At 45.1% G+C, this 14,936-nt stretch carries 12 protein-coding genes; 10 read left to right on the top strand and 2 right to left on the bottom strand.

Features of this window, described 5'->3' with window-relative positions:
- Positions 1-177: 177 nt before the first annotated feature.
- From JL57_RS32485 to trxA, 10 genes are all read left to right on the top strand, one after another.
- On the top strand, positions 178-1,176 hold the full coding sequence (locus JL57_RS32485) for a cation diffusion facilitator family transporter (protein WP_034146005.1): 999 nt from the start codon (positions 178-180) through the stop codon (positions 1,174-1,176).
- Between the two features lie 86 nt (positions 1,177-1,262).
- Positions 1,263-3,629: a single-stranded-DNA-specific exonuclease RecJ gene (gene recJ, locus JL57_RS32480; protein WP_034146004.1), complete on the top strand. Its 2,367-nt coding sequence runs from the start codon at positions 1,263-1,265 to the stop codon at positions 3,627-3,629.
- Positions 3,630-3,646: 17 nt separating this feature from the next.
- Complete coding sequence (locus JL57_RS32475; protein ID WP_034146003.1) at positions 3,647-4,159, top strand: adenine phosphoribosyltransferase; 513 nt, start codon at positions 3,647-3,649, stop codon at positions 4,157-4,159.
- A gap of 59 nt (positions 4,160-4,218) precedes the next feature.
- Positions 4,219-6,447 (top strand): bifunctional (p)ppGpp synthetase/guanosine-3',5'-bis(diphosphate) 3'-pyrophosphohydrolase, encoded by a 2,229-nt coding sequence (locus tag JL57_RS32470; protein WP_034146002.1) that lies wholly within the window; start codon positions 4,219-4,221, stop codon positions 6,445-6,447.
- 1 nt (position 6,448) lies between these two features.
- Positions 6,449-6,898 (top strand): D-aminoacyl-tRNA deacylase, encoded by a 450-nt coding sequence (gene dtd, locus JL57_RS32465; RefSeq protein WP_034146001.1) that lies wholly within the window; start codon positions 6,449-6,451, stop codon positions 6,896-6,898.
- 11 nt (positions 6,899-6,909) lie between these two features.
- Positions 6,910-7,533, top strand: coding sequence for an MBL fold metallo-hydrolase (locus tag JL57_RS32460; RefSeq protein WP_034146000.1), 624 nt, complete (start codon positions 6,910-6,912; stop codon positions 7,531-7,533).
- Between the two features lie 350 nt (positions 7,534-7,883).
- Positions 7,884-9,155: a histidine--tRNA ligase gene (hisS, locus tag JL57_RS32455; RefSeq protein WP_034145999.1), complete on the top strand. Its 1,272-nt coding sequence runs from the start codon at positions 7,884-7,886 to the stop codon at positions 9,153-9,155.
- Between the two features lies 1 nt (position 9,156).
- Positions 9,157-10,941, top strand: a complete 1,785-nt coding sequence (gene aspS / locus JL57_RS32450) for an aspartate--tRNA ligase (RefSeq protein WP_034145998.1) — start codon at positions 9,157-9,159, stop codon at positions 10,939-10,941.
- A gap of 142 nt (positions 10,942-11,083) precedes the next feature.
- Complete coding sequence (locus JL57_RS32445) at positions 11,084-11,365, top strand: metal-sensitive transcriptional regulator (protein ID WP_034145997.1); 282 nt, start codon at positions 11,084-11,086, stop codon at positions 11,363-11,365.
- A gap of 21 nt (positions 11,366-11,386) precedes the next feature.
- Positions 11,387-11,716, top strand: a complete 330-nt coding sequence (gene trxA, locus JL57_RS32440) for a thioredoxin (RefSeq protein ID WP_034145996.1) — start codon at positions 11,387-11,389, stop codon at positions 11,714-11,716.
- Between the two features lie 99 nt (positions 11,717-11,815).
- On the opposite strand, the gene JL57_RS32435 is transcribed toward trxA, so the two are convergent.
- Positions 11,816-13,129, bottom strand: coding sequence for a replication-associated recombination protein A (locus JL57_RS32435; RefSeq protein ID WP_034145995.1), 1,314 nt, complete (start codon positions 13,127-13,129; stop codon positions 11,816-11,818).
- A gap of 594 nt (positions 13,130-13,723) precedes the next feature.
- Positions 13,724-14,878 (bottom strand): amidohydrolase, encoded by a 1,155-nt coding sequence (locus tag JL57_RS32430; RefSeq protein ID WP_034145994.1) that lies wholly within the window; start codon positions 14,876-14,878, stop codon positions 13,724-13,726.
- Between the last annotated feature and the right edge of the window lie 58 nt (positions 14,879-14,936).

Genomic DNA, 14,936 nt, shown 5'->3' with positions numbered 1-14,936 from the left:
AAGGTATAAATTTTGATATCTTATACATAAACTATCTTTGTCAGGCAATAGCTGGGCTTCAATGTGTTGAGGCAGCGGAGGAATCCGCGGGACTTCCTTGATATAAGGGGTCCTATTTTTATGTGCTGTCATGATTTTAATACCTAGGCAGAGTTTTGAAGGTGAGGAGAGTAGGTCGTGAATGAGAAGACGCAGGTGGCATTATTATCTGTCGTTTCTAATACTTTCTTAACATTTAGTAAAGTCGTAATTGGGTTAGCAAGCGGTTCGATGAGTATCCTGTCAGAGGGAATTCATTCTGGTATTGATCTAGTGGCGGCTTTTATTGCCCTTTTTGCGGTGAGGCAGTCGGGAAAACCAGCAGATTCCTGTCATGCCTATGGACACGGGAAAATCGAAAATGTTTCTGGTACGATTGAGGCTGCTTTGATATTTGTTGCTGCCCTTATGATCATCTTTGAAGCGTTTAAGAAGATTATGGAGATCATTTATGGTCAAGGTGGGCATGTCTCAGATTTGGGCTTGAGCCTAGGTCTGCTCGTCATGGGTGTTTCGGCAATCACTAATTTGATCGTATCAACACGACTTATGAAAGTAGCCAAACGTACTGATTCAGTAGCCCTCGAAGCTGATGCCTTGCATTTGCGGACCGATGTGTTTACCTCAGTGGGGGTTTTTATAGGGCTATTACTAATAAAAATTACAGGCTGGACCATTCTTGACCCGATCATAGCGCTTGGTGTTGCGTTAATGATTATTAAGGCATCCATCGATTTGACGAAGAAAGCCTTTGCACCCCTGGTGGACGTTAGTTTACCAGATGAAGAACGTGAAATAATTGCCGAAGTTCTCTTGCTACATGCGGATGAATTTGTGGAGTTTCATAAGCTGCGCACTAGGAAGGCCGGAGCGGAAAGACATATCGATTTACATTTGGTCGTTCCGAAGTACACTCCAGTCGTTGATGTGCATGAACTTTGTGACAGGATTGAGCTAGAAATCAATGTGAGATTACATTTAGCGTTTGTCCTGATTCACGCAGAACCTTGCAGTACCAGGGATGTGGAATGCCCTGTTGAAGACGGGCTTGCGTCCGTCTGTCAACGTTGTCGACTTGACCCAGAGACCGGAAGTCAGAAGCCAGAGGTCAGAAACCAGGGGTTAATTAAAGGGTAGAAGTCAGAGGTTGAAGATTAATAAGTCGAGGTCCGAAGTTCGAACATCGAGCCTCGAACCTCGCGCCTCGAGTTGGGGGAGTATAAATGAAACGAATATGGTCCATGCAACAATCTTCCGGACGAATGTCAGAAATCTTATGCGGTGCCTTGGGTATTTCTCCAGTAGTCACCGATATTTTGGCCCAAAGGGGTTTTCGAGAACCAGAGGAAGCGATCGAATTTTTGCGCCCAACACTCTTGAATCTGCTTTCACCCTTTTGTTTTAAGGATATGAAAAAAACTGTCCAGCGCTTGTCCTTAGCTTTTGCACAGAAAGAAAAGATACTCATTTATGGAGACTATGACGTAGATGGGGTGACAAGTACTACTATTTTATACAAAGTCCTTAGTGATTTGGGTTTTCATGCAGTAGCCTATATTCCCCATCGCCAAGACGAGGGCTATGGATTACATTCTGAAGCTATTGAACGGGCCGCAAAGGCCGGTGTAGGTCTTCTAATAACGGTCGATTGCGGAATCACAGCTGTTTCGGAAGTGAGACTTGCCCAAACCTTGAAGATTGATGTCATTATTACGGATCACCATGAACCTCCCGAGACTTTACCGGAAGCCTTTGCGATCTTAAATCCCAAAGTTGAGAATTCAGGTTATCCATTTCGAGATTTAGCCGGGGTAGGGGTGGCTTTCAAGTTAGCCCAAGCGTTACTCCATTCCTTCGGAAATCAGGAAGTGGGTATAGAAACTGAAGGCCAACTCTTAGATTTAGTGGCCTTAGGGACGATTGCAGACCTAGTTCCTTTGGTCGGAGAAAACCGGATCTTTGTCCAGTTTGGCCTTCGCCAAATGGCAGAAACTCAGCACCTGGGACTATTAGCTCTGCTCGAAGAGTGTGGGCTGAGGAACGGCCCTCCTCTAAAAGCAGGTCAGATTGGATTTATGGTAGCACCTCGGATTAATGCAGCTGGACGGATGGACAGCGCACGAGCAGGACTAGAACTGCTCTTGACGGGGGATCAGGAACGAGCGAATGAGCTTGCTCATCAATTAACTTTAGAAAACCAAGCACGTCAGGACATCGAGAAAGCGATTCTGGCTGAAGCGATTGCTATGCTGGAATGTGAACCTATCCCCAGGGTAATTGTTCTATCTGCAGATCATTGGCACCACGGTGTGATTGGGATCGTGGCATCCCGCTTGGTGGAACGCTATTATCGTCCAGTATTTATGATAGCGGAAGAAGGGGACGAAGCTAAGGGCTCGGCTCGTGGGATAGCGGGTTATCCTGTCTTGGAACAACTGAGTACCCAAGCGCAACTGTTAATAAAGTTTGGCGGGCATAGACAGGCGGCTGGCTTTTCTCTTCTCACAGCAGATATCGGACATTTTAGAGCAGGATTAAATGATCAGGCCTTGGTTTTTGAGGAAACTCTTTTTCAAGAAGTCCTAAAAATTGACCGGCAAGTTTCTCTCGAGGCGGTTTCGGCGGATTTGCTCCGTCAACTTGAACAAATGGCCCCGTTTGGCTATGGAAATCCTGGACCGACTCTAGCTTCTCAAGCAATTCCCGTGCATTCTGTCAGTGCGGTTGGCAAAGAACGGAGTCATATAAAATTTCGTTTCGGAGCTCAAGGAGAACAGGAAGGAATTGCCTTTCGACTGGGAGATCGCATGAATGAACTAAAGGACAAGATAAGCCTAGATGCAGCGTTCAGCTTAGATTGGAATACCTTTCGAGGGCGGGAAAACGTTCAATTAATGATCAAGGATATCCAAGCTGAAGCTCAATGGTCTTCAGTTCAGGAAATTGCTGCAACGAATGATGAGCCCACGGTGGAATGGTTGGACTGGCGCAACTTAAGCCAGGAAGATTGGCCTTTACGAGATGAGGAGCCAGTCTGGATATGGGACACGGATCAGAACGAGCTTGCCCTGCGACGAGGGAAGAGTGAACTCGTTTCACAGTTGGATCAAGAAGAGACTGGAATTCAGGTTGGGGGTTTTGGCGTGATTCTTGGCTTACCGCTAACGGAAGAGGATTTTCGGGAAGCGGTCGAGAAACTACAAAATTTAGGGGTTTTTCGGATTGCCCTTGCAGGATTTCAAAGTCCTAATGAGGAAAAGGTTCGTCAGCGGTGTAGGTTCATAGCGCGTGAAGAACTTATCAATCTGTATCGGGAGCTCCTTGCTAAATCGAAAACAGGGAACCCCTTTCATTGGGAGCTTGACGCCAAAGTCTCACAAAATGGGAAGCTTGCCCTGAAGATTTTTGAAGAATTGGGGCTACTCCGTATTCTAGGGGGAACTGATAAGCTTGCCATAGAGTGGATTCCGGCGCAGAGCAAGCTAGATCTTGAGACCTCTTTACGTTTTCGGTTTGCCAAAGAACGCTTAGAAAAAGCTCTAAAATTTCAGCTTGAATTATTAAATAGTGTTGGAATAGTTTATAATTGAAAGGCGGCCTAATTACAATGGATTTTAGAGATCATATTCGCATAATTACTGATTTTCCTAAGGAAGGGATATCCTATAAGGATGTTACTACCTTGCTTAAAAATGGTGAGATTTACCGCTCAGCAATAGACGCCCTCGTCGAAAAAATTAAACCATGGCAACCTGACGTGATCGTCGGGCCAGAGGCACGGGGCTTTTTATTCGGAGCTCCGGTCGCCTATGCCTTGGGAATTGGCTTTGTTCCTGTCCGCAAACCGGGCAAGTTACCAGCTAATACAATCGCTGAAACTTATGCCTTAGAATATGGTTTTGATACCTTAGAAGTCCATGCCGATGCCATTCGTCCGGGAGAACGGGTCGTGATCGTTGATGATCTGCTAGCAACCGGAGGAACAATGCTGGCAACCGCAAATTTAATGCAGAAAATTGGAGCGGACGTGCTGGGCATGGGATTTTTGATTGAATTAACGTTTTTAAAGGGTAGGGAAAAGCTTGTAGAATATCCCGTTTTTTCATTGGTTGAGTATTAATATAAAAAGCCGCAATATAAAATCAGCTTAATCGATATCGGATGAGAGGAAGTTCGCCAATGTCCTTCGCGGAGTTAAGGGTAAAACTGCAAAAGAAATCCCCCCAGGCGCGTCTGGCAATTGTAGATAAGGCTTATGAATTTGCTGAAGTGGCACATCGGAACCAACTTCGAAACTCCGGGGAAGACTATATTCTCCATCCTCTTGAAGTGGCGGAGATTTTGGTTGAACTGGAAATGGATGAGGCGACCATTGCGGCTGCCCTACTGCATGATGTTGTGGAAGATACTTCGTTCACCATTGCAGATATTGAGAAGGAATTTGGTTCGGAAATTGCGTTATTAGTCGATGGGGTAACCAAGCTTGGGCGGATTGAGTATAAGAGTAAAGTGGAGCAACAGGTAGAAAATTTACGCAAGATGTTCTTGGCTATGGCCAAGGATATCCGTGTAATTCTCATTAAACTTGCCGATCGACTCCATAACATGCGTACTTTGAAATATCATTCAATTGAAAAACAAAAGGAAATTGCTCAAGAAACACTTGAAATCTTTGCACCTCTGGCTAACCGTCTGGGGATTTTTCGGATTAAATGGGAGTTGGAAGATCTTTCGTTTCGATATTTAAAACCTCAAGAATACTATGATCTCGTGGAAGGGATTGCCCTCAAACGACGTGAACGCGAAGCCTATATCAACGAAGTTATTGTACTCATGCGAGAACGTTTAAGAGAAGTCGATATTTATGCGGACATTGCTGGTCGTCCCAAGCATTTTTACAGTATCTATCGTAAAATGACCACCCAGCATAAAGAACTGAGTGAGATTTACGATCTAATGGCGATTCGAGTGGTTGTGGAATCAGTCAATGATTGTTATGGCGCACTCGGAATCGTCCACACCTTGTGGAAGCCTCTACCAGGTCGATTTAAAGATTATATTGCTATGCCAAAGCCTAATATGTACCAATCGTTACATACTACGCTAATCGGAGTTCATGGAGAACCTTTTGAGATTCAAATTCGGACTTGCGAAATGCATCGCACGTCAGAATATGGGATCGCTGCGCATTGGAAGTACAAGGAAGGTAGTAAAGAGGGCGGCAAAGAGGCTGGTAACAAGACAGCAAGCGTAAACTTTGAGCAAAAACTTTCTTGGTTGCGTCAATTACTCGAGTGGCAACATGATTCCCGGGATGCCGGAGAATTTATGGAATCCTTAAAGATTGACTTATTTACAGATACGGTGTTTGTATTTACCCCTAAGGGAGATGTGGTTGAACTACCAGCGGATTCCTGTCCGATTGATTTTGCTTACCGGGTTCATACGGATGTTGGGCATCGTTGCATTGGTGCGAAGATTAATGGTCGGATTGTTCCTCTAGAAACTAAACTTACCAACGGCGATATTCTAGAAATTCTTACCTCGAAGCAAGGAGGCGCTCCCAGTCGAGATTGGCTGGCTTTTGTCAAAACGTCTCAGGCTAAGAATAGGATTCGTCAATGGTTTAAGAAAGAGCAAAGAGAGGATAACATTGTCCGAGGGCGAGAAAGCTTGGAACGAGAGGTCCGTAAACTTGGAGTGGATTCGGATATTCTCAAGCCAGAAAGTCTGCTAGCTATTGGCAAAAGTCAAAATTTATTGGCTTTGGATGATGTATATGCCGCTATTGGAGATGGTGTACTTACCACCAATAAGGTCTTGATGCGTTTGCGTGAGGATCTCTCCAAAGAGGAACGCGAAAAGCTGCAGCTTGCTTCACTGCAGCAAGGAGAAGGAAAAATACCCACTCAGACTTCCTACGGTAAAGCTTCGCACGGTGTAAGGGTTAAGGGTATTGATAATGTGTTAATTCGTTTTGCCCAGTGTTGCAACCCGCTGCCAGGGGATACTATTATCGGTTACATTACCCGTGGCAGAGGAGTTTCTATTCATCGTGGGGATTGCAGCAATATCCTCAGCCACTCTGAAGATGAGAGTGAGCGGGTTGTGGAAGTCGTCTGGGCAGAACAAGTGGATTCTACTTATCCTGTCGATATTCAAATCTATGGGATGGACAAGCCGCGTCTGGTTACGGAGGTCATGAATACCGTCTTAGATACTCGCACGCATATTCTGGGGATTAACGCTCGGGTGGGTAAGGATAACTTGGCTCATATTCAGTTGCGGATTGAGATTCGAAACCTTGATCAGCTCAAAATGGTCATGCATAAAATCCGTAAGGTTAAGGATATTACGGAGGTTAAGCGGATCCATTCAGGAGAGCGGATCCATTCAGGAGGAAAATAAAATGCGCAGTGTGATTCAGCGTGTTAAACGCGCCTCTGTAACCGTGCATGGTGAAACCGTGGGGCAGATATCTGGTGGTCTTCTAGTTTTGTTAGCTGTTGGACAGGGAGATGGAGCAGACGATTTGACCTGGATGGTGGATAAACTTGTCGGTCTGAGGATTTTCGAAGATGAAGAACAGAAAATGAATCGTTCGATATTGGATGTAGGTGGAGAAATTCTGGTGGTCTCTCAGTTTACTCTCTATGGAGATTGTTGGAGGGGAAAACGGCCAAGCTTTTCTTCAGCCGCACCGCCGGAGCAGGCCAAGGAAATGTTTGAGCGCAGTGTGGAAGCAATTCGCAGCTATGGTCTTAAGGTCGAAACGGGGGTCTTTCAAGCTGAAATGGACGTTGAACTGATCAACGCTGGACCAGTGACGATACTGTTGGATAGTGAAAAGAAATTCTAGGAGGAATGTAAATGATTGAAGGGCGAGCTGTAGGACCTATAAGTGCAAATTGTTATCTCTATGCCTGTATGGAAACAAAGAAAGCCGTAATCATTGACCCAGGAGCTGAAGCTAAGAAGATTCAACGCTGGATTTTAGAGAAGGGTGTAAAGGTCGACTATATTCTTCTGACCCACGGACATATCGATCACATTGGTGCTGTCGATGAACTGAGAGACTTATTAGGAGGAAATGTCCAAGTCGGGATTCATGAGGGCGATGCAGGCATGCTGACCGATGGGAGGAAGAACCTTTCAGGTTATATGGGGCAGAATCTCGTCCAGAAAAAAGCAGATATCCTGCTGGAGGACGGGCAAGAACTCGTGATTGGCAACGAACGGCTCAAAGTTATTTCCACTCCTGGGCATTCTCCTGGGGGGGCATGTTTTTTATGCTCTGAAGGGCTGTTTAGCGGGGATACTCTTTTTGCAGGGTCGATTGGTCGGACGGATTTCCCCGGCGGATCGTTAGATCAACTCCTAGCTGGAGTCAAGAAAAAACTCCTAATCCTGCCTGAAGAGACACTTGTTTTTCCTGGGCATGGTGAGGCGACCACTATCGGAGAAGAAAAGCGCGATAATCCCTTTTTGGGGTAAGGTTATCGTCCAAGAGCTAAAAATTGTTCAACTCATAATTTGACAAATGGCCGTAATATTTGATAATATGTTGGATGAACATTAAATAATAAGTAAAAGTATTCATAATACCTTTGGAAAAATCCGGGTTATTCTTTCGACAGGGAGGGCTAGCAAGACTGGAACTAGCCTGGGAGATATTCGGTTAGACACTCCTGAAGGGAATAGTTTTGCATCGGGTGGTCTCGTTAAGGACTGTAAAGTGGGCGGAAACCTTCCGTCAATTAGGGTGGCACCACGAGAAGTTCTCGTCCCTTGCAGCAAAGCAAGGAACGAGGGCTTTTTTTTATACTATAAGAGGAGGAATCATTATGGCGATACAGCGTCCTAAAGGGACTCAGGATCTCTTGCCAGGTACAATTGAACAATGGCATTATCTCGAAGAGACGATCCGAAGCGTTTGTCGTGAATTTGGTTATGAAGAGATTCGTACACCAATGTTTGAAGCAACTGAACTTTTTCAGCGCGGAGTAGGTCAAACGACCGATATTGTCAAGAAAGAAATGTATACTTTCTTAGATAAAGGAGACCGTTCCATGACTCTTCGTCCTGAGATGACGGCTTCGGTTTGTCGCGCTTATGTGGAGGACAAGCTACACGGTCAACCCCAACCGGTCAAGTTATACTACATGGGCCCCATGTTTCGCTATGAGCGGCCACAAAGCGGGCGTTATCGCCAGTTCCATCAATTCGGAGTTGAGGTGTTGGGAGCAGACCAGCCGCTGGTTGACGCAGAAGTAATTAGTTTAGTCTGGAATTTATATAAACGTCTGGGCTTAGTGGGTCTAGAAGTCCATGTCAATTCAGTTGGCTGTCCAACTTGTCGAGCTGAGCACCGCAAACAGCTTCAGGAATTTTTGGATACACGCCAAAATGAACTTTGTAGCGACTGTCAGGAACGGTTTGAACGTAATCCTTTGCGCATTCTTGATTGCAAGAATACCTCCTGTCAAACCCTTACTACAGGGGCCCCGACCACAAAGGATACCTTATGTGAGGAATGCAGCACTCACTTTGAGGGAGTTCTTACTTTATTAAGTGCAGCGGGAGTGGCGTACCGAGTTAATCCACGCTTAGTTCGAGGGCTTGACTATTATACAAAAACTGCCTTTGAAGTGATGGTTGAGGAAATTGGAGCACAAAGCGCGATCTGTGGCGGTGGGCGGTATGATAAGCTAGTTGAGGAAATTGGTGGATCCCCTACCCCAGGTATCGGATTTGCAATGGGGATCGAGCGTGTTTTAGCGGCCTTACAAGTACAGAACAAACTTCCCCAAGAAAAGCCCAAACTATTTGCTATGGTGATCCCCTTGGGCGAAAAGGCCCAGAACAAGGCTTTTTCTATCCTGTGTGAGTTAAGAAATCAAGGGATCCCTGTGGGTATGGATTTGCTCAGTCGAGGGTTGAAAGCCCAACTTAAAGCGGCTGATCGCCAACACGTTCGCTATGCCCTTATGCTTGGAGAAGCAGAATTGGAGAAAAATGTGCTCCTAGTTCGGGATTTAACACTTGGGGAACAAAACGAGGTTCCCTTAGCTAGTGCTGTCGAAGAAATCAACAAGAAGTATCAGAGGGGTGTTTAGCATGACGATGTTTTCAGAACGTATCAACAATGAAGCGCTAGGCTTGGATAAAGTAGGTGAGGTCGTACGGTTGCTGGGCTGGGTCCAACGTCGCCGTGACCACGGTGGATTAATTTTTGTCGACCTACGGGATCGTTCTGGTCTTGTGCAAGTGGTCTTTGGGCCAGAAAAAATGGGAAGTGGATTTTCTGATGCCGAAAGTCTTCGTTCAGAGTTTGTAGTCTCCATCCGAGGGCTAGTGATTGCGCGTCCTGAAGGGATGATTAATCCGAACTTGGCTACTGGGAAAATCGAGATCGTTGCTGAATCCTTGGAAATCCTGAATGGAGCCAAGACTCCTCCTTATTATATTGTCGATCAAGTTGAGGTCGATGAAACAGTGCGTCTCAAACACCGTTATCTAGATCTGCGTCGCCCTGAGATGCAGGCAGTGTTCAAAACTCGGCATCAAGTAACGCAAATCATGCGCAATTTTTTTGATAACCAAGGCTTCTATGAAATCGAAACTCCGATGCTCATAAAATCCTCCCCAGAAGGAGCAAGGGATTACCTTGTTCCCAGCCGTGTCCATCCAGGAGAATTTTACGCCTTACCTCAGTCGCCGCAGATCTATAAGCAACTTCTGATGGTGGGTGGTATGGAGAAGTATTTTCAAATAGTACGTTGTTTTCGGGATGAGGACCTTAGAGCGGATCGCCAACCAGAATTCACTCAGCTGGATATTGAAATGTCCTTTGTCGAGGTGGAGGACATTCTACCGATGATGGAACAATTGATGGCTCGAATTTTCTCAGAGACGATTGGAAAGTCGTTAATGATGCCTTTTCCTCGTTTAACGTATAAGGAAGCTATGGACCGTTATGGGTCGGATAAACCGGATACGCGTTTTGGGATGGAGCTCATTGATGTTGGGGACCTTGTAGCTAAGACTGGTTTTAAGGTTTTTGCCAATGTTGTAGCCAATGGCGGAAGTGTGAAATGTATCTGTGCCAAAGATTGTTCTGGAATGCCCCGTCGAGAGATTGATGACTTAGCGAAGTATGTCAGTACCTATCGCGCCAAAGGCTTAGCCTGGATTGTCATGGCTGAGGAAGGAATTAAATCTCCGATTGCCAAGTTTTTTACAGAAGAAGAAATGAATGCCCTTATCAAACATGTTGGTGCTGAGACAGGGGATATCGTGTTCTTTGTCGCAGACACGTACCCGGTTGTCTCGGATGCCTTAGGTCATCTGCGCTTAGAATTAGCCAAACGATTGGGCCTGATTTCGGAGGATGCGCTCAATTTCTTATGGGTGACAGAGTTTCCATTGCTGGAGTACGATGAGGAACAAAAACGCTATATTGCGATTCATCACCCGTTTACTGCTCCTATGGATGAAGATTTACCCCTTCTGGAGACGGAACCCCTCAAAGTTCGGGCTAAAGCGTACGATATGGTCCTTAATGGTGTAGAACTGGGAGGCGGAAGTATTCGTATTCATCGCCGCAAGGTTCAGGAACAGTTATTTAGTGCCTTAGGTTTTTCCGAGGAAGAAGCGGTTGATAAGTTTGGGTATCTTTTAGAAGCCTTTGAGTATGGAACACCTCCTCATGGTGGAGTTGCCTTTGGGCTCGATCGGTTGATTATGCTTTTAACAGGTAAAGATAACATCCGAGATGTGATTGCTTTTCCCAAGACGCAGAGTGCTTCTGATATAATGGTGCATGCTCCTTCGCCAGTGACAATAAGACAATTAAAGGATTTGCATATTGTGACTAATATTGAGGTCGCTGGAGTAAAATAAACAAAACTTCAACGCCTATATGAGTCAGGGGACATATCATATTTTTCCGATAAACTCAGTGTGCGTTAAGAGTTGACAGGGGAGGGGGTTTTTAGCTATAATATTATTGTAGCTACCCCCTTAGGGTATCGGAGGACATGAAATGAAAAATTCAACGACATATTCTGAATCTAAAGAAGACCTCGTCCGAAGGCTGAAAAAAATCGAAGGTCAAGTCAAAGGGATTCAACGCATGGTCGAGAGTGATAAATACTGTGTCGATGTGTTGATTCAAGTGGCTGCTGTGCGTGCTGCGATCAATAGGGTTGGCACAATTGTGTTTGAACACCATTCACGCGGATGTATGCGTAATGCCGTTGAAAACAATGATCAGGAAGCTGCGATTGATGAGCTTATTGGGGTGCTTACTAAGTTTATTAAGTAGTCGAATTTAGGAGGAATTTTTATGGCAGGTGCAAATGTTAAAACCTTTACTACTGAAAACTTTGAGTCGGACGTTCTGAAGTCTGAGCAAGCTGTTTTAGTGGATTTTTGGGCTCCCTGGTGTAGTCCATGCCGCATGGTTGCTCCTATTGTCGAGGAACTTGCTGACGAGTATGTCGGACGGATTGCTATTGGAAAGCTCAACGTCGATGAGAACGGTCCGATAGCCAGCCAATATGGAGTCATGAGTATTCCGACGCTTGGTATTTTCAAAGGTGGCAAGATGGTTGACAAAATCGTAGGTTTCCGTGGCAAACCTGATCTTGTCAAAATGCTCGATGCACAGGTCTAATTACAGATAGAACGAAAGCGATGCCCTACTGATTAGGGCATCGCTTTTATAGTTTAGGGAGGTGCAAGGGTAAGGGTTGAATAGTGAACTAACCTAAACCTATTTGTTATCTTTTAACCCGTTAGCTTTGCAGGGGTTTAGACCTTCTTTCCCCATTTCGGACGGGACATAAAAACTTTGTCCCTGGATTGTTGGCGGGAGGTAGGGCTGTTCGATCCAGTGGTTCGGATAGTCGTGTGGGTAAAGATACCCTTTCCCGTTTCCCAATTTGTCAGCACCTGGGTAGTGACTATCCTTAAGATGGGCGGGAACTTCTCCGGTGGGGTGTTTTCTTACGTAAGCTAGGGCACGGTCGATGCTCTGGACGGCGCTATTGCTTTTTGGAGCGGTGCTAATGGCAAGTACTGCTTGAGCTATAGGTATTCTTGCTTCAGGCATCCCTAGCCATTCGAGCGCAGCGGCAGCAGCATGGGCCTGAAGCATAGCCATAGGATCAGCGAGTCCCACGTCTTCCGAGGCATGGACAATAATTCTGCGCATGATGAAACGAGGGTCTTCTCCAGCATCGAGTAAAACGGCTAACCAGTAAAGAGCAGCATCGGGGTCTGAGCCGCGCATGCTTTTGATAAATGCGGAAATGATATCATAATGATTATCTCCAGATTTATCAAAACGGATGGCCCTTTGTTGAATTGATTCTTCGGCAATATCAAGGGTTATCTGGCGAATTCCGTTTTCTAGCGATGTAGTAAGAACGGCTAATTCTAGGGCATTAAGAGCGCGTCGCAAATCTCCATTAGCGTAATTAATCCAATGCTCCCAGGCCTCAGGAGCTATTTTTACCTGATATCTGCCCAGACCACGTTCTGTATCTTGCAAGGCTAGTTCAAGGCCTAGGCGGATTTCTGGAGGGAGAAGTAGTTCTAAGCGGAATAGAGTAGAACGGCTTAGGAGGGCAGAATTAAGCTCGAAAAAGGGGTTTTCTGTTGTAGCTCCAATAAAGGTAATGGTTCCGTTTTCTACTGCTGGAAGAAGGGCATCTTGTTGTCCTTTATTAAACCGGTGAACTTCGTCACAAAAAACCAAGGTTCGTTTTCCGTAAAGATGCAAATCATTCGTGGCCTGCGAAATAATTTCACGAATGTCTTTTACGCCCGAAGTGACAGCGTTGATACGAATAAAGTGTGAGGCAGTTTTGGCCGCAATAACTTGCGCCAAAGAGGTTTTGCCCGTTCCAGGAGGACCATAGAGGATGAGTGAAGATACTCGGTCAGCTTCGATGGCCCTTCTTAGGAGTTTCCCAGGGCCGAGGATATGACTTTGACCGATATATTCCTCAAGCGAGCGTGGGCGCATACGCTCCGCAAGGGGCGCTACTTGATGTTGATTAAATGTGGCGGAGAAAAGATCCATTTTTAGTTTTCCTTTCTAGGGGAGGAAGTGGAGGAAGTGGAGGAAGTTTCTTAGCCCGTTCACACAACGTTCCATCGCTATTCGCTTGAGGATATGGCTAAAACACAAAACCTCTGGGCTTTCTGGTCGAATGCTATGCCGTCCTTGGCGCATTCGACACTAGGCACGTCCTGTGCCGTCGCATGTGAACCGTTGTGTTTTTTAACGCCAGATCCTCGGCGCTCATTGACGCGATTCCACTAATCGTGCTCTCTAAGCTAAGAAACTTCCTCTGGCTTGGGTCGGCCGAGGTGTTAGAACGGTGGATGCAAGTTAACTCAAGCTAGAGTGAAAGTAAGGTGCAAGTAAGGGACGGTTCTTGCCTGCATTTTAACAAAGATGCTTGGTGGAGTTTTTAGTTGAGTGACATAATTATATCATGTGAGACGGACCTTTGCTTGGAGGTAATTCACTTCAAAGGGTTATTGAAGCATATATGACAAAAGAAAGAGTCTTTCACGTATTTGAGCTGACAAAATCGTGAAAGGCTCTTAGTAATTCTTGCGTTTACAGTATGATGGAGACGGGGCAAACTACGGACTTGTTTTGCTAACCTTATTGTTTTCTTGAATATTCAAGTTTACCGTTTATAAAAGTATGAAGGACTTTAGAATTTATATTAAAGGGTTCTCCGCTGAATACAACTACATCTGCATCGTAACCTGGAGTAATTTCACCAACCTTATCACTACAGCCCAGTATTTCTGCCGGATGAGAGGTTAACAAACTGAGAGCGTCTGCCTGATTTAGACCCTCTGCGATGGTCAAGGCAGCGATTGTTCGTAATTGATCAATAGAGTTATAAGGATGATCTGTAATAAGTGCTACTCTCACGCCCGCTTCAACTAAATTTATGGCAGTCCTATAATTCCGACTCTTTAGTTCCATTTTTATCCTAGGGGTTAACATGGGACCGAATGCGACGGGAATCTCCCGTTCCTTGAGATACTCTTTCACTAAATCCGCTTCAGTACCGTGTTCTATCACAAGTTTACTAATTTTGAACTCTTCCGCAATGCGTATAGCTGTAATAATATCGTCAGCCCGATGAGCATGTGCCCGTAAGGGGATTAGTCCTTTGAGAACTGGGATTACAGACTCTAGACGAATATCTCGGTACTTAAGCTTACCTAGTTCTTTTAAACCCATATAATCCTCAGTTTTCATGAACAATTCCCTAATCAAGGAAGCAGTACCCATTCTTGTAACCGGACATTTACTATCTATTCCATACGTGCTGATTGGATTTTCACCAAGGGCGACTTTTAAGCCAACCGGGTTTTTTAAAATCATCTTATCAAGGATATTCCCGGCGGTCTTGATGGCTAAAGATAAACCACCGACCGCATTATTACTGCCTGGGCCGGTCATAACGCTGGTAATTCCTGACTTGACGGCATCTTGAAAGGCTATATCTAAAGGATTAACTGCATCGATACCTCTTAAATGGGGTGTTACTGCATCTGATGTTTCGTTATTGTCAACGCCTATTTTCCCAGTACCTTCTTCGATTATTCCTAGATGAGTGTGGCAATCAATAAATCCTGGCAAGACATAATGTTCTTTCATATCCATAATTTCATCACAACAATCAGAAAAGAGGGTATCTGAAATACAAGAAATTTTCCCAGACTGGATTAATATATCTTTTTTTTCTGTTTCGCCATTAATTTGAAATACAAGACAATTCTTCAGAAGTAACGATTCCAATGAATTTCCCCCCTTTTCCTGCCGGCAAAGTTAGTTTGCTCAGTTTAGTCAAGTTTGG

Source organism: Desulfosporosinus sp. BICA1-9 (assembly GCF_000802135.1).
Note: the sequence above shows the minus strand (reverse complement) of the source record. Positions and strands in the feature narration are given on the sequence as shown.

Excerpts from the sequence above, each read along its gene's own strand:
- recJ (WP_034146004.1), top strand. The coding sequence starts at position 1,263 with ATGAAACGAATATGGTCCATGCAACAATCTTCCGGACGAATGTCAGAA.
- JL57_RS32475 (WP_034146003.1), top strand. The coding sequence starts at position 3,647 with ATGGATTTTAGAGATCATATTCGCATAATTACTGATTTTCCTAAGGAA.
- JL57_RS32470 (WP_034146002.1), top strand. The coding sequence starts at position 4,219 with ATGTCCTTCGCGGAGTTAAGGGTAAAACTGCAAAAGAAATCCCCCCAG.
- dtd (WP_034146001.1), top strand. The coding sequence starts at position 6,449 with ATGCGCAGTGTGATTCAGCGTGTTAAACGCGCCTCTGTAACCGTGCAT.
- JL57_RS32460 (WP_034146000.1), top strand. The coding sequence starts at position 6,910 with ATGATTGAAGGGCGAGCTGTAGGACCTATAAGTGCAAATTGTTATCTC.
- hisS (WP_034145999.1), top strand. The coding sequence starts at position 7,884 with ATGGCGATACAGCGTCCTAAAGGGACTCAGGATCTCTTGCCAGGTACA.
- aspS (WP_034145998.1), top strand. The coding sequence starts at position 9,157 with ATGACGATGTTTTCAGAACGTATCAACAATGAAGCGCTAGGCTTGGAT.
- JL57_RS32445 (WP_034145997.1), top strand. The coding sequence starts at position 11,084 with ATGAAAAATTCAACGACATATTCTGAATCTAAAGAAGACCTCGTCCGA.
- trxA (WP_034145996.1), top strand. The coding sequence starts at position 11,387 with ATGGCAGGTGCAAATGTTAAAACCTTTACTACTGAAAACTTTGAGTCG.
- JL57_RS32435 (WP_034145995.1), bottom strand. The coding sequence starts at position 13,129 with ATGGATCTTTTCTCCGCCACATTTAATCAACATCAAGTAGCGCCCCTT.